Source organism: Streptomyces sp. NPDC047028 (assembly GCF_040644095.1).
In the GTDB taxonomy this organism is placed as follows: Bacteria; Actinomycetota; Actinomycetes; order Streptomycetales; family Streptomycetaceae; genus Streptomyces.
In genome coordinates, this window is record NZ_JBEYVS010000040.1 from 14,899 (window position 1) to 31,396 (window position 16,498).

Below are 16,498 nucleotides of genomic sequence, written 5' to 3' on the forward strand. Positions count from 1 at the left end.
TCACTTCTCCGCTTCCGCGCCGGTCACAGCGCCCGGAGGCCGTTGATCACGTCGCGCAGAATACTCTCGTCCACCAGTTCCGCCGGGGGGACCGGGCGCGTCACGTGGATGAGTTCCTCGTGCACCAGGTCTCCGATGAGCACGCGTACGACCCCGACGGGGAGGTCGAGTTCCGCGGCGAGCTCGGCGACCGACTGCGGCGCCTTGCGGCACAGTTCGACGATCTCCACCTGCTCCGGGGAGAGCGCGTGGTTCGCCTCCGGGTCGCCCGCGCCCGGTTCCGTGCCGACCACCGCGATCAGATCGAGCCGGTGCTGGGCCGCACTGGTGGTGCGACCGCCTGTCATGGCGTACGGACGGACGACCGGCCCGGCCTCGTCGTCGAACCAGTGCTTTCCCGTCTGACCGTTACCGCTCATGCCATCCCACTACCCGCCCGCGGGCAGATCGGTGCGTGGAGCGGTGCCCAGATGTACGCCGACCCGCTTGACCAGGAGCGTCATCTCGTAGGCGACCTGCCCCACGTCCGAGTCGGCGTCCGCGAGCACGGCCAGGCAGCTGCCGTCGCCGGCGGCGGTCACGAAGAGGAAGGCGTCGTCGAGTTCCACGACCGTCTGCCGGACACTGCCCGCCTCGAAGTGCCGGCCCACGCCCTTGGCCAGGCTGTGGAAACCGGAGGCGACGGCGGCCAGGTGCTCGCCGTCCTCCCTGGTCAGGTCCTTGGACACCCCCGTGGGCAGGCCGTCGCCCGAGAGCACGACGGCCTTGCGGATGCTGGCGACCCGGTCGACGAGCTCGTCGAGGAGCCAGTTCAGCTCCCCCCTGTTCGTCGCGGTGTGGCCGGTCGCCTTCGGTGCGGTCATCGACCGTCCCCCTTAGTCGTTCCTGGTGCTGTGCCGTTGCGGGCGCTGTCGCCCGCGGCGTTCTCCTCGCGGCCGCGCTGCCAGCCCCGCTGGAGCGAGGCCATCCTGCTGCGGACCTCGTCGGCGTCGCGGTCGGCGGGCCCCGGCTGCGGGTCGGTACGCCGTTCGGAGTCCTGCTTCAGCTGCGGGGCCAGGCTGGCCTGCCGAACGCGCCGGGGCAGCGAGCCGGTGTCGGCGCGGGTCTGTGCGTCCGTGCCGCCGGTGGCCGGGAGGTGCTCGCCCTCCCCCGCCCTGTCCGACGGTCCGGTGCGCCGCGCGGACTCGCCTCGTCGGCGGGCGGGCAGCGGGGCCGGTCCCCCCGTGTCCGGGCGGCGCCCCCCGGCGGCCGGCTCCTCGGACTCGCCGCGCCTCCCGTGCTGGTCCGTGACGGGCTTGCCGTGCGAACTGACGAGCTTGGGCGTGTGGCGTCGGGGCAGCGGTACGGGACCGCGCTCGCCGGCCGCCCCGTCGTCCGGGAGCCGGGGTGCGGGCTGATGAAGTTCACTCACCCGGAGAGCGGGCTGGTCGTCGGCACGGGCGAGGGACCGGCGGGGGCGGAACAGGCCGCCGCGCTCGCTGTCCTCATCGGTCAGGACACCGGGGAAGTCGTCGAGGGCGTCCAGGTCGACGGGGGCCTCCAGCTCGACCGGGCCGTCCAGCAGGGTGCCCGGCAGGCCCGGCAGCTGCAGCGGCATCGGGGACCGGCCGGTGGCGCGACCGGCTGCCTCGGCCTCCTTGGCGGGCCGGTCCCGGTCGAGGCGGAAGCCGATGCCGTTGGTGTCCGGGACCTCGTCGGTGAGCAGCGTGTCGGGAATGAAGACGACGGCGGTGGTGCCGCCGTAGGGAGACGGCTGCAGGGAGACACGGACGTTCTGGCGCTGAGCCAGGCGGCTGACGACGAACAGGCCGAGCCGGTCGGTGTCGGAGAGTTCGAATTCGGGAGTCTCGGCGAGCCGGAGGTTGGCGTCCAGCAGCGCCTCGGCCGTCATGCCGAGACCCCGGTCGTGGATCTCCAGGGTGAAGCCGTTGGCGACCCGTTCACCGAGGACCTGCACGGCGGTGTGCGGGGGCGAGAAGACGGTGGCGTTCTCCAGGAGCTCGGCGACCAGGTGGGTGACGTCGGCGACGGTCGGCCCGGTGACGGCGACCCGCGGCAGCCGGCGGACCTCGATGCGCTCGTAGTCCTCGACCTCGGCGACGGCGGCGCGGACGACGTCCATCAGCTGCACCGGCCGGCGCCACTGCCGCGAGGGTGCGGCACCGGAGAGGATCACCAGGCCCTCGGCGTGCCGGCGCATGCGGGTGGTGAGGTGGTCGAGGCGGAACAGGTCGGCGAGTTCGTCGGTGTCCTCGGTCCTGCGCTCCATGGTGTCGAGCAGTGTGAGCTGCTTGTGCAACAGCACCTGGCTGCGGCGGGCGAGGTTGACGAAGACCTCGGAGACGCCGGCGCGCAGTTCCGCCTGTTTCACGGCGGCCTCGACGGCGGCGCGCTGGAGCGTGTTGAGTGCCTGGCCGACCTCGCCGATCTCGTTCTGGTCGTACTCCAGGCGCGGCACCTCGGTCTCGACGTCGACCTGCTCGCCGGACGAGAGGCGGCGCATCACGCTGGGCAGCCGCACACCGGACGCGTCGTGCGCCTCCAGGCGCAGCTGCCGCAGATCGCGGACGAGGCCGCGGCCGATGCGTACGGACAGCACGAGGGACACGAGTAGGGCGAGGAGGCCGAGGACACCGGCGACGGCCGCCTGGGCGATCACCCGCTGGCCCACGGGGTGCATCCGGTCCTGGAAGCGGTCTCCGGCCTGGTCGTCGAGGGTGCCGAGGTCGTCGAGCACGGCCGCCGCGGCGGTGTCCCAGTCCTTGGCGGTGATGCCGTGCGGAGTGCCGGACGTGATGCCGATGACGTCCTGTTCGGCGGCCCTCAGCTGGGTGCTGGTGGCGTTGCGCCAGAAGCGTTCGTAGCGTTCGCTCTCCGTGTCCGGCAGCAGCGGAAGGCTGATGCGGTAGAGGAGGCGGCGCTGGGCGACGAGGTCGGACACGTCGCGGGTCTCGGAGCGGGAGAGCCGGCCGACCACGAGCGCGGAGCCGAGCAGGGCGTCCTCACGGGAGAGCAGGTCGCGGGCGCGGCTGATGTTGACCAGGGCGCGGGACTGTTGGTTGAGGTCGATGTCGTCGACGCCGTCGAGTGCGGCGAGCAACGTGAAGCAGGGGTCGACGAGGCGGTTGTACTGGTCGAGGGCCTGGGCGCGGGTGACGGTTCCCCGCTCGATGCTGTGGCGCAGTGCGTCGAGGCCGCCGAAGCCGTCCAGCACGGCGGTGAGGCGTTCGGTGTCGTCCGCGTCCATGCCGTCGAGGACATCGTGGTCCTTGGCGTTCACGCGGACCCTGGCGATGGCCCGGTCGGTGGCCGTGCGGGTCCGGTGCAGGGCGGTGAGGGCGTCGGCGGCGCGCGGGTCGGCCAGGTACACGAGGGTCTGGCGGCGTTCCAGCTGCAGGACGCGAACGGTGTCCTCGGTGGGGTACCCGATGTCCTGGACGATGTGGTTGACGTGAAAGAGCCGGGTGACCTCACGCCCTGTCAGTACCGTGGTGAAGGCCCAGATGGCGGTCAGGGACACCAGCGGCACGAGAAGCAGCGCCACGATCTTCCGGCGGATGGACTTCCCGCGAAAGCGCATGGCCTCCCCCAGCTCGACCCCCGCCGGCCGGGGGCGCACATGTTCGTCAACAAACGGCGCGAGCCTACTACCGCCTCACAGCTATCTCGAAGACACGCTCGGCGGCCGAACGTCCGTGACAGCGGCGAGAGATGGCGAGTTGTCCGGGCATTGCGGGAGATGGCCACCGTGAAACCGGCGGCTGGAAACGGCCGGACGGTCCGATATGGAAAGCCAGTTGGCTGAATTCTTTCGCCGATCGGGAATCTTCGGACGGTGCCGTTCGTCCTTCTCTGTGGGAAATGGGGGCGGAATCGGCCACAGGAGCCGCATCCCGCATCCCGGCGGCGTAAAACAGCGTAAGCCGGGCAGCCAGTGGGTGTCGGGGTCTTCGGACACCGGGGCGAGCGGTCTTCCGGCGGTGGGGAGTGACAGGGTGATGGGCACGGCTCAGCGGCACGAGGCGCCCGAGGACGAAGGGGCCGCACGCTCGACGGTGCGGTGGGCCCAGGGGCCGCCGGATCGCGAGATTCCGGTGCGTGAGCCCGCCGAGCGGGCTTCCGGGGAGCAACAGCGGGCGCAGTACCGGCCGTTGTGGGTGGAGGAGCCGGCACGGCGGTACCGGATGCCCGATCCGGTGCGTACGGCGGCGGTGCGGGCCGTCCTGATCACCGCGGTGATGCTCATCCAGGCCGTGGTGGCGTTCCTGTGCACGGTGGCCGGGTCCTGGGTGGCGTTCCCCATGGTGATCAGCGGCGTGGCCAGCACGGTGGTGGCCACCTGGGCCGCGGTCGACGTGTGGGTGACCCGTCAGGTGTGGCGCCAGCGGAACGGGGTGGTCTCCCAGCCGAGCAGCACGGCCCGTGCACTGCGCCGCGAGCGGCGCGCCGGCCGCCGCCGGGAGCGGGCCGCTCTGCGGGAGCAGGAGCGGATACGCCGCCGGGGCGGCTCCGGGCAGCTGTCTCACTCCTGAGACGGGCGCCCCGCTTGCCCGCTGTGGGAGGTCGCGGCGCCGCCGCGGGAGGCCGGCGCCGCCGCGGCCCGGCCCACCCCGCCGCTACGAGGCGCTCGGTGCCGGTCGTCTGTACATCCGCGTCGCCGTGATCTCGCTGTGCGCCGCTTCCACCGCGGAAGCCTCGTTCGGCAGCCCCGGCCTGAGGTGTTCCTCCACGCTGATGTACTTCAGGCCCGCCCTGAGGTCGGCGTCGTTGCGCAGGCGGATGACCAGCGGAAACTCTGCCAGCGCGGTCGTGTCGAACAGGCCGGTGGTGTACAGCAGCTGGACGCCGAGCGCGTCGGACACGGCCCGCTGGAGCTCCAGCAGATACGTCGCGTTGGCGCGGCCGATCGGATTGTCCAGGAACAGGGTTCCGGCGTGCCGGTGCTTGTCGCGGCCGCGGTCGTTGGAGCGCAGGGCGGCCATCGTGCAGTACAGGGCGATGGCCGCGGTGAGCAGCTGGCCGCCGGAGAAGACGTCGCCCATCTGGCCGACGGGCACCCGCTCGGCGCGCAGCACGGCGTCCGGTTTGAGGATCTCCACGGCCACGCCCTTGGGCTGCAGCGCCGCCGCGACGCCTCGCAGCAGCAGGGACATGCCGTCGCGGCGCAGGTCGGAGTTCTTCTTCACCGCGGCGCGGGTCGCGTCGTCGATGACCTCGCCGAGACGCTCGGCGAGGGTCGCCTGGTCGGGTTCCTCGAAGCGGATGCGCAGGAACTCCTGCCCGGACCACTCGCCGAGCCCTTCGGGGAGGCGGGAGAGCCGCTGGGCGGAGCGCAGGGTGGCGAGGGCCGACTCGACGAGGCCCCTGAGCCGGTCCACGATCGAGTCCCGGTTGCGCTCCAGCTGCGCCAGTTCGTCGGTGAGGACGCGCAGCCGGGGCGCGAAGGCGTCGGCCCACTTCTGCGCGTGTTCCGGCAGCGCGGAGGCGGGCAGTTCGCGGATCTGCTGCCGGGCGGGGGTGCGCACCTGCTCGTAGCGCGTGGAGTTGGCGTGCCGGACGAGGACGTCGCTCGCCTCGCGCACGGCCGTCTCGGCGGCGGACAGGTCGGCGGCGCAGCCGCGCAGCGAGCGGCGGGCCTCGGCGGCGGAGTGCCGTGCCTCCTCCGGGCTGCCGGGGTAGGGCTCGGTCTCCTCCTGCTCCTCCTCGGGGCCGTGTTCGCGCAGCAGGTCGCGGAGCATGGCGGCGATCTCGTCGAAGCCGCCGGCCGCGTCCTCGGCGGCCCGGTGCGCCTGGAGCAGTTCGGTGTGGGCGGCGCGGGCCTCGGTCAGCGCCTCGGTGCGGGCGGTGAGTTCGGCGGTCGCCGTGCGCAGGAGGGCCTGGGCGTGCTCGGCGTCGCGCGGTAGGAGTTCGTCGGGCAGTTCGGTGTGTGCCTCGCCGTCCGCGGGGGCGTGCCGTTCGGCCTCGCCGCGCAACCGGCCGAGCTGTTCGCTCGCGGAGGACATGCGGGTCTCCAGGAGCTGGACCAGTTCCTCGGCGCGCGCGGCCGCCGCCTGCCGGGACGGGCCGTCGGAGCCGTCCGGGGACCGCAGCAGTTGCTCGGCGCGGGTGCGGACCTTGTTGCTGAGCCGGTCCAGTTCCGCGTGGGCGGCGCTCTCGTCGCTCTCCGCGCGGGCCTGCTCGGCGCGCAGGTCGGCACCGACGCCGACCTTCTCGTACACCTGGGAGGCGGCCCGGTAGGCCTCGCGGAGGGCGGGAAGGGCGGTCTTCGGGGCGTCCGTGCCGTCGTCGGACACGTCCTCGGGCACGTCCTCGGGCACATCGTCGGGGGCGCCGGCGATCTCGGAGCGCTCGGCGCGCAGCGCACGGGCGGTGCGGCGGGCGTCGTCGGCGGCACGCTGAGCGGCGCGCCGGTCCTCGTCGGCGGTGCGGGCGCGGTCCAGGCAGGTCTGGGCGCGGTCCTCGGACTCGGCGGCCTCGTCGGCCAGCTCACGGAGCCGGACCTGCCAGCCGGCCCGTTCGCGGAGCCGGAAGGCGAGTCCGGCGAGGGCGTCGGCGGCGCGACGGGCCTTCTGCGCGGCTTCCTGCCGCTCGTCCCGGACCCGCACGGTCTCGCCACCGGCCTCGTCGGCCTCGGTCCGCACGGTACGGGCCTCGGCGAGTTCGGCCTCGGACTCCTCGGCGAACGCGCGGGCCTCGCGGGCGGCCCCGGCGAGTTCGGCGAGCCGTCCGGCGGGACAGCCGGTGCGCCAGGAGGTGAGCCGGGCGGTCAGCTCCCGGTCCTTGCCGAGCCGGGCGGCGAGGGTGCGGATCTCCTCGTCCCGGTCGGCGGCCCGCACGCGCAGGGCCTGTCGTTCCTCGTCGGCGGCCTGTTCGTCGTGCATGGCCGGGTTCGGCGGCACCAGGAAGACGTCCTCGGGGGCGCTGCCGGGGGCCGGGGTGGGGGCGAGCAGGGCGGCGGACGTGCCGACGGCCACGGCCGAGCGGGGCAGCAGGGCGGCGGCGCTGAGCGCGTCGCGGGCACGCGCGTGCGTGCCGGGGTCGGTGATGATGACGCCGTCGACGAGTTCGGGCCGTGCGGCGAGCACGCGCGCGTGGTCGGCGGGGTCCACGGCCTGGGCGAGGTAGCGCCAGCCGGGCAGCGCGGGGATGCCGTGCTCACCGAGGAACTCGACGGTGGCCAGCACGTCGGGGCCGGGGGGCAGCAGCCCGCCGTCACCCAGGGCGCCGAGGATGCGGGCGTCGTCGGCGGCAGCCGTACGCAGCTCGAACAGGTGCCGTTCGGCCGAGGTGACGGCGGCGTCGAGCAGGTCGCGCAGTTCGTCTGCGAAGCGGTCCAACTGCTCGGGGGTGAGCGGGCCGCCGTCGCCGATGGCCGCGTCTGCGGACGGGTGCGGGGTGCCGTCCGCGGCGGGGCCGCCCTGAGCTCCGGCGTCTCCGGGCGCGTGGGCGGCCGTGGCTTTCGCGTGTCCGCGCGGGGCCGGTTCGCCCGCGTCCCCTCCACGCGGGGCAGCGACTTCCGCGGTAGCGAGTTCTGCGGTAGCGAGTTCTGCGGTGCCCTGCTCTGTGGTGCCCCGGTCCACGCCGCCCTCGGCGCCCGTCCGGGGGCCCGGCACAGCGGCCCGGCCGGCCACGGGGGCGCCCGGCAGGCTCAGCAGCTCCGCGAGGCGCTCCTCGGCCGCCAGGGCCTCGGCGAGCCGCCGCTCGGCCTCGTGGGCCCGCTCTGCGGCCGTCGCCGCGTCCGCCGCGCGGGCCGCCGTCAGCTCCGCGCGGGACTCGGCGGCGGCCGCTTCACGCGCGTGCTCGGTGGCCCTGCGAGCGGCTTCGCGGGAGGTGTCCCAGGCGGCCACGGCGCTCTTCTCGGCGTCGCTGGCGGCGAGCGCCGCGCGCGCGGGGTCGGCGTCCGGGGCGCTGTCGTCGAGCCAGCCCGCGCGGACCGCCTCCGCGGTCTCCTGCTCGACCTCGGTGAGGCGCTGGCGCAGGTGCCCGGCCTCGCTGCGGGCGCGCTGCGCCTCGGTGGCGGCGGCGGTGGAGTCGCGGTACGCGGCATCGCTGACCTCCTGGAGCGCGGCGGAGCGCTCCTCGTCCTGGTCGGCGAGGGCCTCGGCGCCCTCCGCGGCCGCGTGCAGGGCCCGTACGAGGTCCACGGCGGCCTTGGCGCGGGCGGCGAGCGCGGGTGCGGCGTCGCGTTCGGCCTCCTGGATGGCGGCGGACACGCGCGCGACGCGGTCGGCGGCGGCGCGGTGGCGCAGTACGGCCTCGGCGGCCTGCCAGGCGGCGTGCAGGGTGCGTGCGTCGGCCAGTTCCCGCTTCTGCGCGGCGGCGGACTTCTCGGCGCCGGCCAGCGCCAGGGACGCGTGACGGTAGGCGAGTTCGGCGGCGATCAGGGCGCTGCGCTCGCGGGCGCCCTCGGAGTGGGTGACGGCGTAGGCGGCGGCCGTGACCCGCTGGGCGAGGTCGGCGGCCCGCACCCGTTCCCGTACGGCACGCGCGGAGAGTCTGCGGGCCAGGGTGCGGGTGCGGCGCTCGGCCCCGGCGTGGATGTCACGCGCGCGGGACCGCGTGTCGGCGGCCTCGACGATCCGGCCGAGGAGGTCGGCGGAGCCGGCGGTGAAGTCGCGTTCGGCGATCAGCTCGGCCCGGCGGCCCAGCTTGTTGCCGAAGCCGCTGACCAGGTCGGCGAGGCCGTCGGTGTCGCGAGTGTCGGTGACGGCGCGCAGCAGCAGGTCGGTGAAGTCGGAGTCCTTCTTGACCGCGAAGAGGCCTGCGGCCTCGCCCTCGTCGGCGTTCATCTCCCGCTGGTAGCGGAAGAGTTCGGGGTCGAGGCCGAGGTCGCCGAGGTGCTCGATCCAGCGGTCGTGGATCTCCTCCCAGTGCGCCTCCAGGTGCGGGTAGGCCTTGCCGGCCTCGGTGAAGGCGTCCCGGAAGCCCTTCATGGTGCGCCGTCGGCCCTGGGCGCCCGACTGGCCCTCGACGGGCGGCCGTACGGCGGTGGACTCGGCGACCGGCAGGTTGTCCAGGCTCAGGCCGGGGCCGGGCCGGAAGGAGTACCAGGCCTCGGCGAACTTCCGCGGGTCGCCCGAGACCTGGCGCCCGCGCCACTCGCTGACCTTGCCGACGACGACGCACTCGCCGGTCTGCACGTGCTGCCACTCCAGGGCCACGTGGCCGCAGTCGTCGGCGAGCAGGAACTTGCGCAGCACGCCGGAGCTGGCGCCGCCGAGGGTGTTGCGGTGGCCCGGCAGCATCACCGAGAAGATCAGCTTGAGCAGGACGGACTTGCCGCCGCCGTTCTCCAGGAAAAGCACGCCCGCGGGCGCGGGGCGGCGCGGCGGGCCGGCCGGCTCCTCCTCGAAGAACTCCGCCTGGGTGGGGGCGGGGTCGGGCACGGGTTGGCCGACGCCGCGCAGGTCGAGCACGGTGTCGGCGTAGCGCGCGCCGGCGGGCCCGATGGAGTAGAGGCGGACCCGGGACAGCTCGTACATGGCGGACTCTCGTCAGTGTGGTCGAAACGTGCGGTGGGTCAGGAGTGGAACGGCAGTCCGGCGCCGGCCACCAGGTCCAGGTCGTCGGCGTCCTCGCCGGGCAGCAGGCTGGCGGTGCCGTCGGTGACGGGGACGACGCCGAGGTCCAGCAGTTCGGCCATGGCGGCGGCGCCGGCCATGTCGCGGACCTGGAGCTGGTAGCGGGCGGTGGTGCGGTAGGTGCCGCCGTTGTCGTCACCGGTGCGCTGCAGGAAGCCGCAGTCGGTGAGGAAGGCCGCGGCCTTGGCGACGATGCCGGTGGTGGAGGCGGCGGGCCGGCGCGCGTCCTTTGTGGCGCCGGTCGCGCTGCGTCTCGCCCAGATCCGCCAGGCCGCCTCCAGGCCGGGCGCGTCGGTGGCGGGGTCGGTGTTCTCGCCCTGTTCCTCGGCGCGTTCCTCCAGGCGGCGGCAGGCCTGCCGGACGAAGGCGTCGACGCCGTTGACGGTGATACGGCCGATGTAGGCGTCGTCGGCCAGGTCCTCGGGGCGCGGGAAGGCCAGCGCGGCGACGGCGAGATGGGCCAGGCCGTGCAGGAAGCGGTCTCCGGAGTCGGCGGCGGTGCGACGCGCGTAGTCGCCCATGCGGACGGCGAACACCGAGTCCTCGGCGGCCGTCACGGCCATTCCCGCGCGCGGGGACACCTCCAGCACGACGAGCCCCAGGCCGGCGGCGACGGCGTCGGCGAGCCGCGCGAACGGGGGGTCGTCCCGGTAGCGGCGGAGCAGTTCCGTGTACTCCTGGTCGCGGGCGGGCTGCAGTTTGGGCTGCAGCCCGAATGCGACGAGCCGGGCCGCGTCGGCGGCGTCGGCGGGGGTGACGGCGGCGGACACCGACGGCGTCGGCGTCTCCGTGTCAGTCCACTCGACATGCTCGCTCACGGCCGGGGCTCCTTTGTCTTCAGAACGGTGTTGAGAACGGTCTTGAGTACGGCGCCGGGCGCGGGCGCCGCCGGCAGGTCCCTCACGCGGCCTCCGTCCGGTCGGCCGCCATGCCCGCAGCGTCGAGCAGGGCCGTGCCGACGATCAGGTCGGCCCCGCCGAACTCGGGATCGTCCAGTTCCGTGCCGTCGTCCACGGCGAACAGCAGTTTCTCCTCGCCCTGCCGGTAGGCGGTGCCGACCGGCGGGCTGGCCGCGTGCACCGCCAGCAGCGCGACGAGATAGGGCAGGTCGGGATCGTGTGCGCGGGCGTCGGCGAGCAGCCCGGACAGTCTGCGCGGCGCGTCGGCGGGCAGGTCCAGCAGCTCCATGGCGGACGCCAGCTGCTCCTCGCTGAACCGGCTGTCGTCCGGCGTCGCGATCAGGTCGGGCTCCGGCATCTCCGCGCCCAGGTGCTCCCGTTCCTGGGGCGGCGTCAGCAGTATCCCGACGAGGTCACTCACCCGGACCGACACGGGCGTGCGCGGCCCGGTTCCGCGCGCGAAGAAGGCGTCGGTGACCCGGACCGCCTGTTGCAGGGGCAACGGCAGCGCCGGGGCGACGAGATGGCCGTACAGGTCGATGCCGGAGGTCGCGGCGGGTGTGGCGAAGGCCTGCCGGTCCTGTTCGGCGCGGAAGAGGGGGCCGGCCTCCAGCAGGCGGGACTGGAGCTGGGTGTGGCGGCGGATGCAGTCCTTGACGATGTCGACCAGTTCGGCGGCCCGCCGCTTGTGCTCGGCGTCCTCCGTCTCGTCGCGCGCCTTGCGGATGTTGGTGAGGATCGCGTTCTCGTGCCGGTAGCGGTCGGCGACGTGTTCCAGGGCCTCGGCGATCATGTCGGGGACGGCGCTGAGCCAGTCCACCGCGCGGACGTTGCGCCGGGTGGCGTCCAGGGCCCGGCGGAGGGTCTCGGAGTACTGCACGGTGCGGTAGCGGGCCTGTTCGGCCGCGAGCTGGGCGTCGGCGAGGCGGCCGCGGCTGATCAGCACCTCCAGTTTGACCTCGGCGGCGATCTGGGCGCTGGTGACGTCGGTGTCGAGGGCGCCCACCAGCACGTTGACGGCCTCGTCGGTGGTGCGGAGGTAGACCGTGCCGCCGGGGCCGGGGACCTCCTCGATCAGCTTGAAGTCGTAGTCCCGGCGGACGTAGGTGCCGTCGGGGGCGAAGGTGCCGTACACCGCGCGGAAGCCTCGGTCCACGCTGCCGACATTGATCAGGTTCTCCAGGACCCAGCGGGCCACGCGCTCGTGCTCGGCGACGGGCCGGTGCGGGGCCTGTACGGCGATGCGCGGGATGAGCCGGGCGACGATCTGCTCGTGGTCGGCGCCCGTGTCGAAGTCCATGTTCAGCGTGACCAGGTCGATGGCGGCCAGGGCCACCTCCGCCATGCCGTAGACCGAGTACTCACCGGCGAGGTTGGCCTTGCGCTGGTCGAGGTCGTGCAGCGGCGCGGTGCAGGCGAGCGCGCGCAGCCGCCGCGCCAGCCCCTCGTCGGCGGCCGGCCCCGGAGCGGGGCGCGGCCCCGCGTTGAGCTGGGGCGGAACACGGTCCGTCGGTGCAGGCGAAGTCACGGTGCACAGATTAGGTCCTCGGTCTGACAACGGCCCAAACGACGTCCCGGTGCCGCTACGGGGTGCCGTCCACTCGGCGCCGGTACACCTCGACGACCCGCTGGAGGGAGTCGGCGAGATAGGTCTCCAGCAGCCGCTCCGCCTCCCGCCGGTCGCCCGCCTCCAGGGCCTCGAGCAGCCGGCGGTTGCGGACGAGGTAGGGCTCGTGGAGCCGGCGCGGGTGGTCCACGACGTGGAAGGCGAGGCGCAGTTCGGCGAAGACGCTGCGCATCAGCTCGTCGGTGCGCTCGCTGCCGGCGAGGGCGACCAGCTCGCGGTGGAAGTGGATGTTGGCGGTGCCCAGCGCTTTCCAGTCATTCTCGGCGGCCGCCACCTGGCCGTCGGTGACGGCGGCGGCCAGCTCCTCCAGCGGGTAGGGCGGGTCGCCGAGGCCCCGGACGACGGCGCACTCGACCAGGGCGCGGGTGCGGTAGATGTCCTCGACGTCCTCGACGGTGGGGACCCGTACGAAGACGCCGCGGTTGAGTTCGTGGACCAGCAGGCGCTCGTGGGTGAGCAGTCGGAACGCCTCGCGCAGGGTGTTGCGGGAGACGCCGAGCGCCCCGCCGATGCTGTCCTCCGACAGGCGGGTGCCCGGTGGGAAGAAGCCCTCGGCGATCCGGCTCCTGAGGATGTCCGAGACCCGCTCGGCGGTGCTGGTGCGCCCCAGGAGCGCCCGGTCGTCGGCCAGTTCCGTCAGCTGCTCTGCCATGCACGGAATTCAAGCGCAGACCCGGGAACGAAACAACAGGGGTATTGAAGGATCGTTGAACGATCCCCTACGGTGCTCCGCACGGCTCGTTTCCCAGCACCCTCCGTCCCCCTCTGCGAGGTGCCCATGAGCATGACCCCGTCGCCCCCGCCCGTGGCCTCCGGCGTACGCCCGGCGCACGGCGAAGGCGCCGACCCGGACCGCGCCTTCGGCTGGCTGCGCGCCCTCGGCCCGGGCGGCCGACGCGCGTTCGCAGGCGCTTTCGGCGGGTACGCCCTGGATTCCTACGATTACTTCGCCCTGCCGCTGAGCATGGTGGCGCTCTCCGCCTACTTCAGCCTGGACAGCGGCCAGACCGGACTGCTCACCACCGTCACGCTGGTGGTCTCCGCCGTCGGCGGTGCCCTGGCCGGCGTGCTCGCGGACCGGGTGGGCCGGGTGCGGGCGCTGATGATCACGGTGAGCACCTACGCCGTCTTCACCGTGGCCTGCGGTTTCGCGCCCGACTACGGGACGCTGCTGGTCTGCCGCGCTCTGCAGGGCCTCGGCTTCGGCGGTGAGTGGGCGGTCGGCGCGGTCCTGGTCGCCGAGTACGCGAGCGCACGCCACCGGGGCCGCACCCTGGGCGCGGTCCAGAGTTCCTGGGCGGTCGGCTGGGCGCTGGCGGCCGTCGTCTACACGCTGGTCTTCTCCTTCGCCGGTGACGACCTGGCCTGGCGCGTCATGTTCTGGACCGGCGCGCTGCCCGCGCTGCTCGTGCTGTGGCTGCGCCGCCGCGTGCACGACGCCCCGGAGGCGACAGCGGCCCGCGAACACAGCCCGCGGCGCGGCTCGTTCACGGCGATCTTCCGGCCCGGCCCGGACGGCGACCGAGGGCTGCTGCGCACCACGGTCTTCGCGAGCCTGCTGTCCACGGGCGTGCAGGGCGGCTACTACACGCTGGCGACCTGGGTGCCGACGTATCTGAAGACCGACCGGGGCCTGTCCGTCGTCGGCACCGGCGGCTACCTGACCTTCCTGATCTCCGGCGCCTTCCTCGGCTATCTGACCGGCGGTCACCTCACCGACCGCCTGGGTCGGCGCCGCACCATCTGGCTGTTCGCCCTGCTCTCGGCGATCTGCGTCCTGGTGTACGCGAACATCCCGCAGGGCGCCAACACCCTGCTGCTGGTGCTCGGCTTCCCGCTCGGCTTCTGCATGTCGGCCATCTTCAGCGGGTTCGGCTCCTACCTGAGCGAGCTGTACCCGACCGAGGTGCGCGGCACGGGCCAGGGCTTCACCTACAACACGGGGCGCGCGGTGGGCGCCGTGTTCCCCACCCTGGTCGGCTTCCTGGCCGACAGTTGGGGCGTGGGCGGCGCTCTCGTCTTCGGCGCGATCGGCTACGGCATCGCGGCCCTGGCGCTGCTCGGGCTGCCGGAGACGCGCGGAAAGGAACTGGCGTGACGCGGGTGAACCGTACCGACGACCGTCCGGTGACCCTCACCGACCCGCACGCGCACGCGTGGAGCCCGCAGACCGCCCGGGCCCGTTTCCGGGCGGGCCTGGCCGGCCCCACGGCCGGGGTCTCGGCGGGCCACACCCAGGCCAACCTGATCGCGGTCCCGGCCGACTGGGCGTACGACATGCTGCTGTTCTGCCAGCGCAACCCCCGCCCCTGCCCGGTCCTCGACGTCACGGACGCGGGTTCGGTCACGACCGTCCTCGCCCCAGGCGCCGACCTGCGCACCGACCTGCCGCGCTACCGGGTGTGGCGGGACGGCGAGCTCGTCGAGGAGCCGACGGACGTCCGTGCGCACTGGCGTGGCGACCTGGTGTCGTTCCTGCTGGGCTGCAGCTTCACCTTCGAGTGGGCGCTGGCCCGGGCGGGCGTCCCCGTCCGCCATGTCGAGCAGGGCCGCAACGTGCCGATGTACGTGACCGGCCGACCGTGCCGGCCGGCGGGCAGGCTGAGCGGGCCCATGGTGGTGTCGATGCGCCCGGTGCCGCCGGAGCACCTGCGTGCGGCGATCCGGGAGAGCGGCCTGCTGCCGGCCGTGCACGGCGGCCCCGTGCACTGCGGCGACCCCTCGGCCCTCGGCATCGCGGACCTCGGCCGGCCGGACTTCGGCGACGCGGTGGACGCCGGACCCGACGACATCCCGGTGTTCTGGGCGTGCGGGGTGACCCCGCAGGCGGCGGTGATGGCCTCCCGGCCGCCGTTCGCGATCACCCACGCGCCGGGCCGGATGTTCCTGACCGACGCACGGGACGAGCAGTACCGGGTGGTCGGCGTGGACTGACCCCGGCCGTCGCTGTCACCCCGTACGACCACGGACCACGACTCACGGAGACACGGAAAGACCGATGAGCACGATCGATCTGAACGCCGACCTCGGCGAGGGCTTCGGCCGCTGGCGGCTGACCGACGACGAACAGCTGCTGTCCGTCGTCACCAGTGCCAATGTGGCCTGCGGTTTCCACGCCGGGGACGCGGCCACGATGCGCCGGGTGTGCGAGTTGGCCGTGGAACGCGGGGTGACGATCGGCGCCCAGGTCTCCTACCGGGACCTCGCCGGGTTCGGGCGCCGTGCGATGGACGTGCCGCCAGCCGAGCTGGCCGCCGAGGTGGCGTACCAGGTCGGCGCTCTGGAGGTCTTCGCGCGGGCGGCGGGCGCGCGCGTGGCGTACGTCAAGCCGCACGGGGCGCTCTACAACCGGGTGGTGCACGACGAGGAGCAGGCACGTGCGGTGATCGACGGTGTGCGCCTGGCGGACGCCGGCCTGCCCGTGCTGGGGCTGCCCGGCTCGCGTCTGCTGGCGCTGGCCGGTGAGGCGGGCCTGCCGGCCGTGCCGGAGGCGTTCGCGGACCGCGCCTACACGGACGAGGGCACGCTGGTGCCGCGCGGCAGGGAGGGTGCCGTGGTGAGCGATCCCGAGGCCGTCGTGGATCGCTCGGTGGGGCTCGCGCGAGGCGGTACGGTCACCGCGCGCTCCGGCGCCTCCATCGCGGTGCGCGCGCGTTCGCTGTGCCTGCACGGGGACACCCCGGGCGCGGTGCAGCTGGCCCGCCGGGTTCGGGAGCGCCTGGTGGCGGCGGGCGTGACGGTGGAGGCCTTCGCATGAGGACGCTGCCGGTCGGCGACGACGGGCTGCTCGTGGAGCTGGCCACCGCCGAGGAGGCGCGCGCCCTGCACGCGGAGCTGCTCCGCCGCCGCGCCGAGGGCTCGCTGAGGGTGCGCGAGATCGTCCCGGCGGCCCGTACGGTGCTGCTCGACGGCCTCGACGACCTGCTCCGTTGGACAACCGAACTGGCCGCGTCCCCCGCTCCGGCCGCTTACCCACGCGCGCGGCAGCTGATCGAACTCCCGGTGCGCTACGACGGCCCGGACCTCGCCGCGGTCGCCGCGCACTGGAAGGTGGCCGAGCACGAGGTCGCCGGCATCCACGCGAATACGGAGTTCACGGTCGCGTTCTGCGGCTTCTCGCCCGGTTTCGGCTACCTCACCGGCCTGCCGGCGCGGTACGACGTCCCGCGCCGGGCCACCCCGCGCACGGCAGTCCCGGCGGGCGCCGTGGCCCTGGCCGGCCCGTACACGGGCGTGTACCCGCGCTCGTCCCCGGGCGGCTGGCAGCTGATCGGCACGACGGACGCGCCGCTGTGGGACCCCGCCCGCACACCGGCCGCCCTGCTCTCGCCCGGCACCCGGGTGCGGTTCGTCCCCGTGGGGACGACATGACCGGCCGGCCGACGGTCACG

Annotated in this window: 12 protein-coding genes; 5 read left to right on the top strand and 7 right to left on the bottom strand. The window is 74.0% G+C overall.

Annotated features, from left to right (window positions below; genetic code table 11):
• Positions 1-23: 23 nt before the first annotated feature.
• Genes ABZ854_RS29120 through ABZ854_RS29130 form a run of 3 tightly spaced genes read right to left on the bottom strand, consistent with a single transcriptional unit; the run spans position 24 to position 3,580 of the window.
• Positions 24-419, bottom strand: a complete 396-nt coding sequence (locus tag ABZ854_RS29120) for a DUF742 domain-containing protein (RefSeq protein WP_361216429.1) — start codon at positions 417-419, stop codon at positions 24-26.
• A 9-nt stretch (positions 420-428) separates the two neighbouring features.
• On the bottom strand, positions 429-863 hold the full coding sequence (locus tag ABZ854_RS29125) for a roadblock/LC7 domain-containing protein (RefSeq protein ID WP_129310428.1): 435 nt from the start codon (positions 861-863) through the stop codon (positions 429-431).
• Positions 860-3,580, bottom strand: a complete 2,721-nt coding sequence (locus ABZ854_RS29130) for a nitrate- and nitrite sensing domain-containing protein (RefSeq protein WP_361216432.1) — start codon at positions 3,578-3,580, stop codon at positions 860-862. The genes ABZ854_RS29125 and ABZ854_RS29130 overlap by 4 nt, the downstream gene beginning before the upstream one ends.
• Before the next feature lie 418 nt (positions 3,581-3,998).
• Here ABZ854_RS29130 and ABZ854_RS29135 point away from each other — a divergent pair, with 418 nt between their 5' ends.
• Complete coding sequence (locus ABZ854_RS29135) at positions 3,999-4,532, top strand: hypothetical protein (protein WP_361216435.1); 534 nt, start codon at positions 3,999-4,001, stop codon at positions 4,530-4,532.
• Positions 4,533-4,616: 84 nt separating this feature from the next.
• Here ABZ854_RS29135 and ABZ854_RS29140 read toward each other — a convergent pair whose 3' ends face one another.
• The 4 genes from ABZ854_RS29140 to ABZ854_RS29155 form a co-directional block, all read right to left on the bottom strand.
• Positions 4,617-9,482, bottom strand: a complete 4,866-nt coding sequence (locus ABZ854_RS29140; protein WP_361216438.1) for a hypothetical protein — start codon at positions 9,480-9,482, stop codon at positions 4,617-4,619.
• A 38-nt stretch (positions 9,483-9,520) separates the two neighbouring features.
• Entirely contained in the window at positions 9,521-10,399 is an 879-nt protein-coding gene (locus tag ABZ854_RS29145; RefSeq protein WP_361216440.1) for a hypothetical protein, read from the bottom strand.
• A gap of 82 nt (positions 10,400-10,481) precedes the next feature.
• Positions 10,482-12,008, bottom strand: coding sequence for a hypothetical protein (locus tag ABZ854_RS29150; protein WP_361216443.1), 1,527 nt, complete (start codon positions 12,006-12,008; stop codon positions 10,482-10,484).
• A gap of 55 nt (positions 12,009-12,063) precedes the next feature.
• Positions 12,064-12,759, bottom strand: coding sequence for a GntR family transcriptional regulator (locus tag ABZ854_RS29155; RefSeq protein ID WP_129310418.1), 696 nt, complete (start codon positions 12,757-12,759; stop codon positions 12,064-12,066).
• Positions 12,760-12,885: 126 nt separating this feature from the next.
• Here ABZ854_RS29155 and ABZ854_RS29160 point away from each other — a divergent pair, with 126 nt between their 5' ends.
• The 4 genes from ABZ854_RS29160 to pxpB all read left to right on the top strand — a co-directional run bounded on the left by ABZ854_RS29160 (position 12,886) and on the right by pxpB (position 16,478).
• Complete coding sequence (locus tag ABZ854_RS29160; RefSeq protein ID WP_361216446.1) at positions 12,886-14,205, top strand: MFS transporter; 1,320 nt, start codon at positions 12,886-12,888, stop codon at positions 14,203-14,205.
• A gap of 5 nt (positions 14,206-14,210) precedes the next feature.
• A complete protein-coding gene (locus ABZ854_RS29165; RefSeq protein ID WP_361216546.1) occupies positions 14,211-15,041 on the top strand; it encodes a putative hydro-lyase in 831 nt (276 codons plus the stop codon).
• A 64-nt stretch (positions 15,042-15,105) separates the two neighbouring features.
• A complete protein-coding gene (locus tag ABZ854_RS29170) occupies positions 15,106-15,864 on the top strand; it encodes a 5-oxoprolinase subunit PxpA (protein ID WP_361216449.1) in 759 nt (252 codons plus the stop codon).
• The gene (pxpB, locus tag ABZ854_RS29175) at positions 15,861-16,478 is read left to right on the top strand and encodes a 5-oxoprolinase subunit PxpB (RefSeq protein ID WP_361216452.1); all 618 of its coding nucleotides are present in this window, start codon (positions 15,861-15,863) and stop codon (positions 16,476-16,478) included. The genes ABZ854_RS29170 and pxpB overlap by 4 nt, the downstream gene beginning before the upstream one ends.
• Positions 16,479-16,498 lie beyond the last annotated feature (20 nt).

Coding starts and splice junctions, on each gene's coding strand:
- ABZ854_RS29120 (WP_361216429.1), bottom strand. CDS start 419: ATGAGCGGTAACGGTCAGACGGGAAAGCACTGGTTCGACGACGAGGCC.
- ABZ854_RS29125 (WP_129310428.1), bottom strand. CDS start 863: ATGACCGCACCGAAGGCGACCGGCCACACCGCGACGAACAGGGGGGAG.
- ABZ854_RS29130 (WP_361216432.1), bottom strand. CDS start 3,580: ATGCGCTTTCGCGGGAAGTCCATCCGCCGGAAGATCGTGGCGCTGCTT.
- ABZ854_RS29135 (WP_361216435.1), top strand. CDS start 3,999: ATGGGCACGGCTCAGCGGCACGAGGCGCCCGAGGACGAAGGGGCCGCA.
- ABZ854_RS29140 (WP_361216438.1), bottom strand. CDS start 9,482: ATGTACGAGCTGTCCCGGGTCCGCCTCTACTCCATCGGGCCCGCCGGC.
- ABZ854_RS29155 (WP_129310418.1), bottom strand. CDS start 12,759: ATGGCAGAGCAGCTGACGGAACTGGCCGACGACCGGGCGCTCCTGGGG.
- ABZ854_RS29160 (WP_361216446.1), top strand. CDS start 12,886: ATGAGCATGACCCCGTCGCCCCCGCCCGTGGCCTCCGGCGTACGCCCG.
- ABZ854_RS29170 (WP_361216449.1), top strand. CDS start 15,106: ATGAGCACGATCGATCTGAACGCCGACCTCGGCGAGGGCTTCGGCCGC.
- pxpB (WP_361216452.1), top strand. CDS start 15,861: ATGAGGACGCTGCCGGTCGGCGACGACGGGCTGCTCGTGGAGCTGGCC.